At 64.7% G+C, this 13,387-nt stretch carries 16 protein-coding genes; 12 read left to right on the top strand and 4 right to left on the bottom strand.

Going from position 1 to position 13,387, the window contains the following annotated elements; genetic code table 11:
* Positions 1 to 48: 48 nt before the first annotated feature.
* On the top strand, positions 49 to 1,401 hold the full coding sequence (locus JQ592_RS07470) for an Nramp family divalent metal transporter (RefSeq protein WP_211402220.1): 1,353 nt from the start codon (positions 49 to 51) through the stop codon (positions 1,399 to 1,401).
* Positions 1,402 to 1,528: 127 nt separating this feature from the next.
* On the opposite strand, the gene JQ592_RS07465 is transcribed toward JQ592_RS07470, so the two are convergent.
* From JQ592_RS07465 to hemB, 3 genes are all read right to left on the bottom strand, one after another.
* On the bottom strand, positions 1,529 to 2,305 hold the full coding sequence (locus tag JQ592_RS07465; protein ID WP_211402219.1) for an arginyltransferase: 777 nt from the start codon (positions 2,303 to 2,305) through the stop codon (positions 1,529 to 1,531).
* 130 nt (positions 2,306 to 2,435) lie between these two features.
* Positions 2,436 to 2,978: an RDD family protein gene (locus JQ592_RS07460; RefSeq protein WP_211402218.1), complete on the bottom strand. Its 543-nt coding sequence runs from the start codon at positions 2,976 to 2,978 to the stop codon at positions 2,436 to 2,438.
* Between the two features lie 294 nt (positions 2,979 to 3,272).
* Positions 3,273 to 4,334, bottom strand: coding sequence for a porphobilinogen synthase (gene hemB, locus JQ592_RS07455; protein WP_211402533.1), 1,062 nt, complete (start codon positions 4,332 to 4,334; stop codon positions 3,273 to 3,275).
* A gap of 123 nt (positions 4,335 to 4,457) precedes the next feature.
* On the opposite strand from hemB, the gene JQ592_RS07450 reads away from it, so the two are divergent.
* The 4 genes from JQ592_RS07450 to JQ592_RS07435 all read left to right on the top strand — a co-directional run bounded on the left by JQ592_RS07450 (position 4,458) and on the right by JQ592_RS07435 (position 6,717).
* Complete coding sequence (locus tag JQ592_RS07450; RefSeq protein ID WP_211402217.1) at positions 4,458 to 4,955, top strand: DUF6163 family protein; 498 nt, start codon at positions 4,458 to 4,460, stop codon at positions 4,953 to 4,955.
* Between the two features lie 551 nt (positions 4,956 to 5,506).
* The gene (gene ldtR / locus JQ592_RS07445; RefSeq protein WP_018320040.1) at positions 5,507 to 6,025 is read left to right on the top strand and encodes a transcriptional regulator LdtR; all 519 of its coding nucleotides are present in this window, start codon (positions 5,507 to 5,509) and stop codon (positions 6,023 to 6,025) included.
* 196 nt (positions 6,026 to 6,221) lie between these two features.
* The gene (locus JQ592_RS07440) at positions 6,222 to 6,458 is read left to right on the top strand and encodes a hypothetical protein (RefSeq protein WP_211402216.1); all 237 of its coding nucleotides are present in this window, start codon (positions 6,222 to 6,224) and stop codon (positions 6,456 to 6,458) included.
* A gap of 37 nt (positions 6,459 to 6,495) precedes the next feature.
* Positions 6,496 to 6,717 carry a hypothetical protein gene (locus JQ592_RS07435; RefSeq protein WP_018644620.1) on the top strand — a complete coding sequence of 74 codons (222 nt, stop codon included), beginning with the start codon at positions 6,496 to 6,498 and terminating at the stop codon, positions 6,715 to 6,717.
* 38 nt (positions 6,718 to 6,755) lie between these two features.
* On the opposite strand, the gene JQ592_RS07430 is transcribed toward JQ592_RS07435, so the two are convergent.
* Positions 6,756 to 7,076, bottom strand: coding sequence for a hypothetical protein (locus JQ592_RS07430; RefSeq protein WP_211402215.1), 321 nt, complete (start codon positions 7,074 to 7,076; stop codon positions 6,756 to 6,758).
* A 309-nt stretch (positions 7,077 to 7,385) separates the two neighbouring features.
* Between JQ592_RS07430 and glyA the strand changes: the two genes are divergently transcribed.
* From glyA to thiL, 7 genes are all read left to right on the top strand, one after another.
* Complete coding sequence (gene glyA / locus JQ592_RS07425; protein ID WP_211402214.1) at positions 7,386 to 8,684, top strand: serine hydroxymethyltransferase; 1,299 nt, start codon at positions 7,386 to 7,388, stop codon at positions 8,682 to 8,684.
* Positions 8,685 to 8,699: 15 nt separating this feature from the next.
* The gene (nrdR, locus tag JQ592_RS07420; RefSeq protein ID WP_011087793.1) at positions 8,700 to 9,182 is read left to right on the top strand and encodes a transcriptional regulator NrdR; all 483 of its coding nucleotides are present in this window, start codon (positions 8,700 to 8,702) and stop codon (positions 9,180 to 9,182) included.
* Positions 9,179 to 10,327, top strand: a complete 1,149-nt coding sequence (gene ribD, locus JQ592_RS07415; protein WP_211402213.1) for a bifunctional diaminohydroxyphosphoribosylaminopyrimidine deaminase/5-amino-6-(5-phosphoribosylamino)uracil reductase RibD — start codon at positions 9,179 to 9,181, stop codon at positions 10,325 to 10,327. Before nrdR ends, ribD begins: the two co-directional genes overlap by 4 nt.
* A 1-nt stretch (position 10,328) precedes the next feature.
* Positions 10,329 to 10,937 (top strand): riboflavin synthase, encoded by a 609-nt coding sequence (locus tag JQ592_RS07410; RefSeq protein WP_211402212.1) that lies wholly within the window; start codon positions 10,329 to 10,331, stop codon positions 10,935 to 10,937.
* Between the two features lie 182 nt (positions 10,938 to 11,119).
* A complete protein-coding gene (gene ribH / locus JQ592_RS07405) occupies positions 11,120 to 11,611 on the top strand; it encodes a 6,7-dimethyl-8-ribityllumazine synthase (protein WP_211402211.1) in 492 nt (163 codons plus the stop codon).
* 4 nt (positions 11,612 to 11,615) lie between these two features.
* Positions 11,616 to 12,113 (top strand): transcription antitermination factor NusB, encoded by a 498-nt coding sequence (gene nusB, locus JQ592_RS07400; RefSeq protein WP_211402210.1) that lies wholly within the window; start codon positions 11,616 to 11,618, stop codon positions 12,111 to 12,113.
* Positions 12,114 to 12,288: 175 nt separating this feature from the next.
* A complete protein-coding gene (gene thiL, locus JQ592_RS07395) occupies positions 12,289 to 13,287 on the top strand; it encodes a thiamine-phosphate kinase (RefSeq protein WP_211402209.1) in 999 nt (332 codons plus the stop codon).
* The last annotated feature ends 100 nt before the right edge of the window (positions 13,288 to 13,387 follow it).

Here is a 13,387-nt window from a genome sequence, read left to right as displayed (position 1 = left end):
CAGTTGCAAATGAGTTGCAATAAGCGCCGACTTCGGTATTCTGACCGCATGGATGCCCGCTCCCCTGATTTGACCCCCAATGCCGCCGGCTGGCGCGCTGACGCGCCAGCCACCAAGAGCCTCGCCGAAGTGAACGCCACGGTCGCCATTCCGGCCGCGGGCCGCTGGTGGCGGCGGCTGCTCGCCTTTGTCGGTCCCGGCTACCTCGTTTCGGTCGGCTACATGGACCCCGGCAACTGGGCAACCGACCTCGCCGGCGGCTCGAAGTTCGGCTACACGCTGCTGTCCGTCATCCTGCTCTCGAATTTGATGGCGATCCTGCTGCAGTCGCTGGCGGCTCGGCTCGGCATCGTCACCGACCGCGATCTCGCGCAGGCCTGCCGCGCCACCTATTCGCCGGCGGTGAACTTCCTGCTCTGGCTGGCCTGCGAGGCCGCGATCATCGCCTGCGATCTCGCCGAGGTGATCGGCACCGCGATCGCGCTGAAACTCCTGTTCGGCATTCCCTTGATCGGCGGTGCATTGCTCGCCGCGCTCGATGCATTCCTGCTTCTCATCCTGATGAACCGTGGCTTCCGTTTCCTGGAGGCCTTCGTCATCGCGCTGCTCGCGGTGATCGCGGCCTGCTTCGTGGTCCAGATCGCGGCTGCGGCTCCGCCGGTCGCGGAGGTCCTGCACGGCTTTGTGCCGAAGAGCGAGATCTTCACCAATCCGGAGATGCTCTACATCGCGATCGGCATCATCGGTGCCACCGTGATGCCGCATAATCTCTATCTGCACTCCTCGATCGTGCAGACGCGCGCCTATCAGCGTAACGACGAGGGCCGCCGCGAAGCGATCAAATGGGCGACGACGGACTCCACCATCGCCCTGATGCTGGCGCTGTTCATCAACGCCGCAATTCTCGTCGTGGCAGCCGCGACCTTCCACGGAAGCGGCCATTCCGACGTCGCCGAGATCGGCCAGGCCTTTGAGCTGCTGTCGCCGCTGCTCGGCCTCGGCGTTGCCTCGACGCTGTTCGCGGTGGCGCTGCTCGCCTCGGGCCTCAACTCGACGGTGACCGCGACGCTCGCCGGCCAGATCGTGATGGAAGGTTTTCTCGATCTGCGCCTGCCGAGCTGGGCGCGCCGCCTGCTGACGCGCGGCATCGCGATCATTCCGGTGATCATCGTCACGGCGATCTATGGCGAACGCGGCACGGCGGATTTGCTGGTGTTCAGCCAGGTCGTGCTCTCGATGCAGCTGCCCTTCGCCGTCATCCCGCTCGTGCGCTTCGTCTCCGACCGCCGCAAGATGGGCCAGTTCGCGATCCCGGTGTCCGTCGCTGCGATCGCTTGGATCGTCGCGGGCGTGATCGTGATTTTGAACGTGAAGCTGCTGGCGGATACGTTGTTCGGGTGATGTTGCCACCGCGTAGCTGTCATCGCCCGGTTTAACCGGGCGATCCAGTATTCCAGAGGCCGTTGTGATTGAGCCGAGAAGCCGCGGCGTACTGGATGCCCCGGTCAAGCCGGGGCATGACAGAAAGCTAATCCTGCGGCTCGGACGCCGTATCCCCCTGCGCGTCGATGCGGAGCCAGCCTGACGGGGCAAGGCGCTGCTGCGGCAGGAAGCGGGCCTTGTAGTCCATCTTCTTGGAGCCCTCGATCCAGTAGCCGAGATAGACGTAAGGCAGGCCCTGACGCCGCGCGCGGGCGATGTGGTCGAGGATCATGAAGGTGCCCATCGACCGGCTGACCTGGCTCGGCTCGAAGAACGAATAGACCATCGACAGGCCGTCGCTGAGGACGTCCGTGAGCGCGACCGCAATCAGCTCCTCGCCGCGGCCGGTGACGCCGCTGTCGGGGCCGCGCTTGCGGTACTCGATGATACGGGTCTCGACATGGCTGTCCTCGACCATCATGGCGTAGTCGAGCACGGTCATGTCGGCCATGCCGCCATGGCGGTGGCGGGCGTCGAGATAGGCGCGGAACACCGAATATTGCTCGGAGGTCGGCACCGCGCTGCGCTGCTCGCCGATGATGTCGGCGTTGCGCGCCATCACCTTGCGGAAGTTGCGGGAGGGGCGGAACTCGTTGGCGATGACCCGGACCGAGACGCAGGCGCGGCACTGATCGCAGGCCGGCCGGTAGGCGATCGACTGGCTGCGGCGGAAGCCGCCATGGGTCAGGAGGTCGTTGAGGTCGCCGGCGCGGTCACCCACGAGGTGCGTAAACACCTTGCGCTCATGCCGGCCCGGCAAATACGGGCAGGGCGAGGGCGCCGTGAGGTAAAACTGGGGGGTGTCGCGCGAGTGCTGGGTCAAGGGACGTCGTGGGCCTCCGAAGTGGACATCAGCATCGCGCTACGGAAGCTCTCGGTCAATTGGTCTGCTCGGCAGGTCAGATGCGTCAGCTTAGTCGGTCCTGGTTGATAGGTTCTTGATCGCCGGGTTCTCAGTAGGTCCTTGCGCCTTGCGGGACGGGCGCACGCACGGAGTTGTTGATCACGACCGTTCCCAGCACGAAATCGTGCAGCAGGCGCCGGCGGCCGTTGAACGGGCCGACCAGCACCACGAAGGGCGACAGGAACGACACCGTCACCCAGAACAGCACGGCATGGGTGGCGCCGAGCACGAAATAGCCGGGCGCGCCGTACCAGGTGCGCAGCTCCAGGTCCATGACCCGCATGCCGATCGTCGCGGAAGAGGCACCGCCGATGCACGCGCCGTAGTAGACGATGGCCCAGATCACGGAGGCCGGCCAGGCCAGCCAGAACAACGCCCAACCGATGCCGAGCGTGACCACGCCGAACAGCGCGATGAAGATGTATCCGAGGATCACCGGCACCGAGATTACGACCATGTCGATCAGGAAGGCGAACACCCGCCGCGTTGCGACGCCGCGGAACAGTTCCGGGTGGAGATAGGGATCGTACGCATGCGGTTGCACCCCGCCGTCGTTGCGCCAGGCGCCTGAATTACCCGAGTCGTACGACATGGTCCGTTCTCCCAGCGAAGCCGCTTCGCAGGACATGGGAACAGGCCATCCCCGTGCCAAGGGCGCGCGGGCGTCAGCAAGCCGAAATATTCCGGCGATTCGGGGGCGGTGGCAGGCAATGCTAGCGCCCCCCCGGATGTCGTCCCGGCGAAGGCCGGGACCCATACCCACAGGGAGCAGTTTGGCGAAGACCGGCAGCGATCCTTCGTCGGTACTAACGCCGCGCGCTATCGCTAGATCACGCGGTATGGGTCCCGGCCTTCGCCGGGACGACGCCGGAGAGGCCGTGTGCGCTTATCCTTGGCTCCGCAGCTTCTCCGCCGCCTTCGGCGCAAAATAGCTCAGCACGCCGTCGGCGCCGGCGCGCTTGAAGGCGAGCAGGCTCTCCATCATCGCACGGTCGCCGTCGAGCCAGCCGTTGTTCGCGGCGGCCGCGATCATCGCGTATTCGCCGGAGACCTGGTAGGCGAAGGTCGGCATCGCAAAGGTGTCCTTCACGCGGCGGACGACGTCGAGATAGGGCATGCCGGGCTTCACCATCACCATGTCGGCGCCCTCGGCGATGTCGAGCTCGACCTCGCGCAGCGCTTCATCGGTGTTGGCGCTGTCCATCTGGTAGGTGCGCTTGTCGCCGGTGAGCGTCTTGGCCGAGCCGATGGCGTCGCGGAACGGGCCGTAGAAGGCGGAGGCGTATTTGGCCGCATAGGCCATGATCTGCACGTCGAGCAGGCCAGCGCGGTCCAGCCCCTCGCGGATCGCGGCGACGCGGCCGTCCATCATGTCGGAGGGGGCGATGATGTCGCAGCCGGCTTCGGCCTGCACCAAGGCCTGACGCACCAGCACGGCCACCGTCTCGTCGTTCAAAATCTTGCCATCGGAGATCAGGCCGTCATGGCCGTGGCTGGTGAAGGGATCGAGCGCGACGTCGCAGAGGATGCCGATCTCCGGAAACTCCTTCTTGATCGCGCGTACGGCCTGGCAGACCAGGTTGTTCGGATTGGTGGCTTCCGAACCCTCTTCGTCGCGCAAGGAGGGATCGGTGTAGGGAAACAACGCGATGCAGGGGATGGTGAGCTTCATCGCGCGTTCGGCCTCGCGCACGGCCTGGTCGACGCTGAGGCGGTCGACGCCCGGCATCGAGGCGACCTGCTCACGCTTGTTGTTGCCATCGATCAGGAATAGCGGCCAGATCAGATCGTCCGTGGTGAGGACGTTCTCGCGCACCATCCGCCGGGCCCATTCGGCCTTGCGGTTGCGGCGCGGGCGGACGGTCAGATCGAGGGCAGGGGAGGCTGCTCCGCCATCCCGGCGCGAAACCTCGCGCAATTCGATCGGACGCCCGTATTTGATCGCCATCATTCTTCCTCCGGCTGGAATTATTCTTATACCAGCTCGCATGGTTCCCGTCACCGCGGCTTGACCTGCCGCAAGGGATGGCAGCCGATTGATTTTGCGGGCCGAAGCAGCCAGAAGGGGCCCATGTCCGAGATCTCCACCCGCGAAGCGGCCCGTGACAGCGCCAGGGACGCTGCCCGAGACAATGCCAGAGAGAGCGCGCTCTCGGTGGCGGCGATCTCGTCGGAGCGGCCCGAGTCTGATGACAATGTCTGGACGCGGCGGCTAGTGCTGTTCCTGCGGGTGATGGCGCTGCTCTCGATCCTCAAGGGCCTCTATCACTGGGCGCAGGTGACCGGCTTCGTCGGCGGTGAGGACGAGGCGTTCGAGAACCAGGCGATGGCCTGGCAGGCCGCGACCGTCTACTTCGCCGTGATCGAGCTCGTCGCCGCCGTTGGCCTGTGGCTTGCCACGCCCTGGGGCGCGGTGGTGTGGCTGACCACCGTGGTGTCGATGGCGGTGATCGAGCTGATGTTCCCGGGAATCTACGGCGGCAGCCTGGTCGTGGTCGGCGTCGAGGTCTTCATGCTCGCCGCGTATCTGGCGCTCGCCTGGATGGCCGCGCGCGAACGGCCGCCGTAGGCGACGTGCGTCGCTCGACAATGCTCTCGTGCCCCGGACGCAATGCAGCGCGCCCCTGGCGATGCGAAGCATCGTCCAGTGCGGCGTGATGCGTTGCAGAGCCGGGGTCCACTTATCCGCTTGTCCGCAATCTCGCTTTGAAACATCTGGGTCCCGGCTCTGCGCTTCGCTTGTCCGGGACACGAGAGCGGAGCTTGCGCAGTTGTGCGCGATTGGTTGACCGCTGGTTGCCTCAAATTTGCAGTAAGTTTTCACTAACCAGCGTGTTCCGCCACAGCTGTTACGCGCCCGTTTCGAAACGGGGCGGGGCTGTTCTGGAATGCGACAGTGGCGGCGGACGGAGGGTGAACAGGACCTTGCGAAGGTCAACAGAGGGTTGCGAAAAGTCCTTGTGGGACAGGCTTAATCCGCAATTCACTGTCTTAAATTCATGATCTCTTTATTCTCTTATTTAAGCCGATCTTCAAACGAGCCCCTTAAGTTGCACCTATCGGACGGGACACAAGTTTCGTCGAATAAGTGTCGATAAAAACGACAACAGGGGAAGTGTCATGATGAAAGCCGTCGCAACTGCGGCAGATACCGCAGAGCGCGTCTCCGGCCAGCAGGGTTCGGTGCAGTCGCTCTATCTGGAAGCTTTGACTCTGGTGGAGCGGCTGCATCGCCGGCTCCTCGACGTCATCAAGGACGAGTTCGATCGTCGCGGTCGCGCCGACATCAACTCGGTGCAGGCGCTGCTGCTCTACAACATCGGCGACAAGGAGCTGACCGCCGGCGAGCTGCGCACGCGCGGCTACTATCTCGGCTCCAACGTCTCCTACAATCTGAAGAAGCTCGTCGAGCTCGGCTTCCTCGATCATCAGCGCTCGCGCGTTGATCGCCGCTCGGTGCGCATCCGCCTGACCCCGCAGGGCCAGGAAGTCCGCCGCATCGTCGACGCGCTCTATCAGAAGCACGTCAAGACGGTCGAGCAGGTCGGCGGCATCTCGGGCGAGGAGTTCTCGACCCTCAACAAGTCGCTGCACCGTCTCGAGCGGTTCTGGACCGACCAGATCCTGTACCGCCTCTGAGTTCCAAGGGATCAAGGCCAAGCCGGCCCGGCAACAAGACCGGCAGGCCTCCCGAACGTGCCTGACTTCCCCAAGCGCATCGGCCCGGCTTCGCCCGGTCCGGTGCGTTTTGCCATTTCGCAACTGCGAAAAAATGTCCGATCGGGGCGGAACCAGAGCCCGGCATCGCGGTTAGTCCTCTGGATCGGAGGATGCAATGGCGGGCGGGCGCGGGTTGCAGGCAATGAACGTCGAGCTCGTGAGCGATGCCTACGCGATCGCCGCGAACTACCTCCGCCGCTCCGGTGCAATCTCCGACACGCTCGTCACCAACGAACGCCTGCTCGAGATCATCATCAAGCTGATCCAGCACGGCGAATTCAACAAGATCAGGCTCGCCAACAAGGCGATCACGCGGTTCGAGACGCAATCCGAGGTCCGCGCGGTTGCCTGATCAAGATTCCCAAGACTTGAGAGAACCAGAGGGTGCAATGGAAGCTGCCATCGACCGCATCATGCAGACCTATGACCTGCTCGCCAACCGCACCGCTGCGGCCAGCGAGGAGGCACGGGCCAAGGTCACGAACTACCTCAATACCCTGGTAGAAGCGGGCGAGAAGGACCCGCACAGGTTGACGGTCTGCGGCCTGACCTATCTCCGCCAGCTCGACGGTAGCGTGGACCCGGTGAAGGCGGGGTATACCGGCTTGTAAGAGGGGGCCGGATCGCAACAGCCGAATTGGCGGCAGCCCTATTTGAACTCAACCTTTTCGGTCCTCGATCCGGGAGGACCGAACCTCTTGACGGCGTATCCCCCTTTTAGAGCCGGCCAGCTGCTCAAGATCGGGAAGATTGCTTCGAAGCGTGCATTTGCATCCGGGCCGTACATAAACAGCTGGCATTCGCCGCCCCCAAACTCGTCGCCGTCAAATTCGCCGACTTCATGCAAAATGATTGCGTCGTGCAGCCTGTCGGAGACGCTGTGAATTGAAGTGCGTTCCTCGGCTGTTCCAAGACCGGGGCCCGACAGGGGGACATGCACCTTCACGCATTGTTCGATCTTGCCTGACATTTCACCTCCAGCATGTGGCCAATTCGTACCCTATAATGCCTGGATCCTCATAAGAACCGGCGGCCTACTGGGTGTCTTTATATTTTTATACAATCTAAAATAGAAATGGGTCGCATTTTTACGGTGATCGGGATTCCCGGGACAGGCCCGAATTCCGCGATTCCCACCATATCTTGCATAAATATCAGGCCCGACCCGCAAATGCTTGGCCGGGGGCGGGCGATGTGGTAGATCGCGCGTGCTTCCGATCGCCACACCAGACCCGCCCGTAGCCCGCCAAAAGGCTGCGGCGGTGGAGATATTCGCAAGATGACCCTCGCAAAAACCGCCTCCGCGCCCGATTCGTTTTTCACCGCCTCGCTCGAGCAGGCCGACCCGGAAATCGCCGCCGCCATCAAGGGCGAGCTCGGACGGCAGCGCCATGAGGTCGAGCTGATCGCCTCCGAGAACATCGTCAGCCGGGCCGTGCTGGAAGCGCAGGGTTCGGTGATGACCAACAAGTACGCGGAGGGTTATCCGGGCGCGCGCTATTACGGCGGTTGTGAGTGGGTCGACGTCGCCGAGAACCTCGCGATCGATCGCGCCAAGAAGCTGTTCGGCGCTGGCTTCGCCAACGTGCAGCCGAACTCCGGCAGCCAGATGAACCAGGCGGCGTTCCTGGCGCTGCTGCAGCCTGGCGACACCTTCATGGGCCTCGACCTCGCGGCCGGCGGCCATCTCACCCACGGTTCGCCCGTCAACATGAGCGGCAAGTGGTTCAAGGCCGCGCACTACACCGTGCGCCGCGAGGACCAGATCATCGACATGGACGCTGTCCAGAAGCAGGCTGAAGAGGTCAAGCCGAAACTGATCATCGCCGGCGGCTCGGCCTATTCGCGCGCCTGGGATTTCAAGCGTTTCCGCGAAATCGCCGACAGCGTCGGCGCGTATCTGCTCGTGGACATGGCGCACTTCGCGGGCCTCGTCGCCGGCGGCGTGCATGCTTCGCCGGTGCCGTATGCGCACGTCACCACGACGACGACGCACAAATCGCTGCGCGGTCCCCGCGGCGGCCTGATCCTCACAAATGACGAGACGCTCGCCAAGAAGCTCAACTCGGCGATCTTCCCGGGCCTGCAGGGCGGCCCCTTGATGCACGTGATTGCGGCGAAGGCGGTGGCTTTCGGCGAGGCGCTGCGGCCGGACTTCAAGGTCTATGCCAAGAACGTCGTCGAGAACGCCAAGGCGCTGGCCGAGGCGATGAAGAGCCACGGCTTCGATATCGTCTCCGGCGGCACCGACAACCATCTGATGCTGGTCGACCTCAGGCCGAAGGGCCTGAAGGGCAATGTCTCGGAGAAGGCGCTGGTCCGTGCGGCCATCACCTGCAACAAGAACGGTATCCCGTTCGATCCCGAGAAGCCCTTCGTCACCTCGGGTCTGCGTCTCGGCACGCCCGCCGCGACCACCCGCGGCTTTGGCGTTGCCGAATTCCAGCAGGTCGCCGGCATGATCGCCGAGGTCCTCAACGCGATCGCGCAGTCCTCCGATGGCAAGGCGCCGCTGGTGGAAGCTGCGATCAAGGAACGGGTCAAGGCGCTCACCGACCGGTTCCCGATCTATCAGTAAGGCTGGGTTCAACGGATGCGCTGCCCGAACTGCAATAGTCTCGATACGCAGGTAAAGGACTCGCGTCCGACCGAGGACTCGTCCGTGATCCGCAGGCGGCGCGTGTGCGTCGCCTGCAATTTCCGCTTCACCACCTTCGAGCGCGTGCAGCTGCGCGAGCTCACTGTCATCAAGCGCAACGGCCGCCGCGTGCCGTTCGATCGCGACAAGCTGATGCGCTCGGTACAGATTTCGCTGCGCAAGCGGCAGGTCGAGCCCGAGCGGGTGGAGAAGATGGTCTCCACCATCGTGCGCGAGCTCGAGACCGGGGGCGAGGCCGAGATCTCCTCCGAGGTGATCGGCGAGACCGTGATGGAGCATCTGCGCACGCTCGACGACGTCGCCTATGTGCGCTTCGCCTCGGTCTACCGCAATTTCCGCGAGGCCAAGGATTTCGCCGACGTGCTCGGCGAGCTCTCCGGTGAGGAGGAAGCGCGGCTCGCCGCGATCCGCAAATGATCTTCCGCATCCTGGAAGATCAGTTCGCGCAGAAGGCCCGCGAGGCCAAGAACGCGGATCGCCGCTTCATGGAGCTGGCACTTTCGCTGGGTAAGCGCGGGCAGGGGCGCACCTGGCCCAATCCGGCTGTGGGTGCCGTGATCGTCAAGGACGGTCTCATCGTCGGCCGCGGCTGGACGCAACCGGGCGGGCGTCCGCATGGCGAGCCCGAGGCGCTGCGGCGCGCAGGCGAGGCGGCACGCGGTGCCACGCTCTATGTCACGCTCGAGCCGTGCTCGCATTTCGGCAAGTCGCCGCCTTGCGCCGACGCGGTGATTGCAGCCGGCATCAAGCGCGTGGTAGCGGCGATCGAGGATCCCAATCCGGAAGTGGCGGGCCAGGGCCATGCGCGCCTGCGCGCCGCCGGCATCGCGGTGGATGTCGGTCTTTGCGCGGCGGAGGCTGCGTTCGACCACGCCGGGCATTTTCGCCGCATCCGTGACAAGCGCCCGCATGTGATCCTGAAGCTCGCTGTCTCGCCCGACGGCAAGATCGGTGCGGCCGGCGGCAAGCCAGTCGCGATCACGGGGGAGGCCGTGCGCGACCGTGTGCATCTCCTACGCGCGCAGAGCGACGCCATTCTGGTCGGCATCGGCACGGTGCTGGCCGACGATCCGCAGCTCAATTGCCGCCTGCCGGGCATGGAAGCGCGTTCTCCAATACGTGTCGTTCTCGACCAGAATCTGCGCATTCCGGCCTCGAGCCAGCTCGTGCGCTCCGCACGTGAGACACAGCTTTGGGTGATTGCTTCCGAGCTTGCGGAAGCGGCCGCCGCGACCCGCCTTGGCGCTGCCGGTGCGCAAATCATGCGGATGCCGCCGGGCAGTGCATCCGGATTCGATCTACCGGCCGTGCTGCATGCACTGGCGGAGAAGGGCATCACGCGGCTGATGGTCGAAGGCGGCAGCCGCGTTGCGGCTTCGTTCGTCGCGGCCGATCTCGTCGACGAGATCTGGCTGTTCCGCGGGGCGGAAGCGGTCGGCGAGGGCGGCGTCGATGCGCTCGATGCATTGCCCCTGTCGAAAATCACGCAGTCGCAGGCCTATAAGGTTCATGCTAGCGAGACATTCGACCACGATACTCTCACCGTCTACGAGCGCGCCTAACATGTTCACCGGCATTATCACCGATATCGGCGAGATCGTCAGCTTCACGCCAACGGCGCAGGGGCAACTGCACCGGCTGCGCATCGCCTGCCGCTACGATCAGACCACCATTGCCGACGGCGCCTCGATCGCCTGCAACGGCGTCTGCCTGACGGTGGTGGCCTCGGGCGTTGCCGACGGCAGGACGTGGTTCGATGTCGATGCCGCGGCCGAGACGCTGGCGCTGACGACGGCAAAGCACTGGAAGCTGGGGACGAAGCTCAATCTCGAGCGCGCGCTGAAGATCGGCGACGAGCTCGGCGGCCATATCGTCGCCGGCCACGCCGATGGCATCGCCACCATCGTCAGTCGCGAAGACCTGCCCGACATGGCGCGGTTCGTGCTCTCGACGACGCGCGAGCTGGCGCGCTTCATCGCCACCAAGGGCTCGATCACGCTCGACGGTGTCTCGCTGACGATCAATACGGTTGCAGATGTGACCTTTTCGGTGCTGATCATCCCGCACACGCTGACGGTCACGACGATCGGTGGCTGGAAGGCAGGCGCCGAGGTCAATATCGAGGTCGATCTGATGGCCCGCTACGCGGCGCGGCTGACGGAAATGAAGTGACCGGCGCAGCCGTCATTCCGGGATGGTCCGCAGGACCAGACCACAGGTGCGCAATTGCGCACCGGGGAATCTCGAGATTCCGGGTTCGATGCTTTGCATCGCTCCGGAATGACAGTTTCTAACTTGGCTTACGGACCTGCGGCGACTACATAGCGCCGACCCCTTTCGAAACGGATTGAACGATGGCAGACGCGCGGCGCGCACCCCTGAAGGACCAAACCGACATTTCCGGCGCACGTGCGCTGATTGTCGAGGCGCGGTTCTATGACGATCTCCAGGACGCGCTGCTGGATGGCGCGGTGGCCGAGTTGAAGGCGGCCGGTCTGACGCATGACGTCATTACGGTTCCCGGCGCGCTGGAGATCCCGGCGGCGGTGGCCATCGCGGTCGATGCCGCGGCGGCGAACGGCAAGCCCTATGACGCGGTGATCGCGCTTGGCTGCGTGATCCGCGGCGACACCATCCATTTCGAGATCGTCTCGCAGGAATCCTCGCGCGCGCTGATGGACCTCGCCGTGGCGCGAAAGCTGCCGCTCGGCAACGGCATTCTCACCGTCAACACCGAGGCGCAGGCCTGGGCGCGGGCGCGTGCCAGTGAGCTCAACAAGGGCGGCGATGCCGCGCGCGCGGCGCTTGCAATGCTGCGTATCAAACGCCGTCTGGCGCGGGCCTGAAGTCATGGCTGACAACACCAAGAAGCCGGCGGGGCTTGCGGAGAAGAAGGCGAACCGGCGCGGCGCGGCGCGGCTCGCGGCCGTCCAGGCGCTGTACCAAATGGACATTGCCGGCGCCGGCATCAACGACATCTTCGCCGAGTTCGAAAGCCACTGGCTCGGCAACGAGGTCGAGGGCGATACATATCTGCCGGCGGAAGCCGCCTTCTTCCGCGACGTCGTCTCCGGCGTCGTGCGTGACCAGAAGAAGCTCGACCCCCTGATCGACGAAGCGCTGTCGAAGGGCTGGCCGCTCAAGCGGATCGAGGCGATCCTGCGCGCTGTGCTGCGGGCCGGGGCCTATGAGCTCCAGCACCGCAAGGACGTGCCGGGCCGCGTCGTCGTTTCCGAATATGTCGACGTCGCCAATGCCTTTGTCGACCGCGAGGAGACCGGCATGGTCAACGCCGTGCTCGACCAGATCGGCCGCCAGTTTCGCGGTGACGAGTTCGGGCGGGGGTAGTTTCCCGCGAGGGCGGTGAAGTGATGCGAGACGGCTGCCCCATATTCCGCTGTCATCACCCGCGAAGGCGGGTGATCCAGTACGCCGCGGCCTGTCGATTTTACGTAACCGCCTCTGGAATACTGGATCGCCCGGTCAAGCCGGGCGATGACAGTGGAGTGTGGGGCTGACTCTGATGGCAAACCAGCAGAATCCCTCCGCCGAAGACGCCCTCATCGCGCGCTATTTCAAGCCGCTGGCGACCGATCCCGGTGCGTTCGGGCTGGTCGACGACGCGGCGGTCCTGTCCTCATCCGGCGACGACATCGTCGTCACCACCGATGCCGTGGTCGAGGGCGTGCACTATCTTGCCACCGATCCCCCCGAGACCATCGCGCGCAAGGCGTTGCGGGTGAACCTGTCCGATCTTGCCGCCAAAGGCGCGGCGCCGGCCGGCTTCGTGCTGACGCTGGCGTTGCGGAGCAAGGAGGATGCATGGCTCAGGCCGTTTGCGGATGCGCTCGGCGAGGATGCGAAAGCGTTCGCCTGTCCGCTGCTCGGCGGCGACACTGTCTCGACGCCGGGACCGCAGATGATCTCGATCACCGCCTTCGGCCGCGTGCCGAAGGGGCGGATGGTCGGCCGCACCGGCGCCAGGGCCGGCGATCGTATCCTGGTGACAGGCACGATCGGCGATGCCGCGCTCGGCCTCGACGTGCTCACCGGTGGCGCCGCGGCTGAGGGGCTGGCATCCGATCCCGCGGGAAGAGAAGCCTTGATCTCGCGCTATCGAGTGCCGCAGCCGCGCAATGTGCTGGCCCGGGCCGTGCGCGACCATGCGTCGGCCGCGATGGACGTCTCCGATGGCCTTGCCGGCGATCTGACCAAACTCTGTGCAGCGTCCGGCGTCACGGCCACGGTCGACGTGGCGAGCGTGCCGCTTTCGGCGACCGCAGCAAGTCTCGTCGCCCGCAACGTTGTTTGCGTTGAGACGCTGCTGGCCGGAGGCGACGATTACGAGGTCCTGTGCACTGTTCCGCCGGCGCAAAGCGATGCTCTGATTGCGGCCGGTCGGGCGGCGGGCCTTTCCGTCGCCGCGATCGGCACGATCGTCGCGGGCCAGAAGCGGCCACGCTTCCTGGACGGGCAGGGGCGAGAACTGACCTTGAAGCGGCTGTCCTACAGCCATTTCTAGGAATTGCTCCAAACCGGCATCTTAGTTCTCGGGACTGGCTAAATACCTGCCGAGATCGGCTTTTTCGGCCTCATCCGGCGTTGCACCCTCAATTTGATTT

Origin of the sequence: Bradyrhizobium iriomotense (assembly GCF_018129405.1) — a bacterium.
In the GTDB taxonomy this organism is placed as follows: Bacteria; Pseudomonadota; Alphaproteobacteria; order Rhizobiales; family Xanthobacteraceae; genus Bradyrhizobium; species Bradyrhizobium iriomotense_B.
Note: the sequence above shows the minus strand (reverse complement) of the source record. Positions and strands in the feature narration are given on the sequence as shown.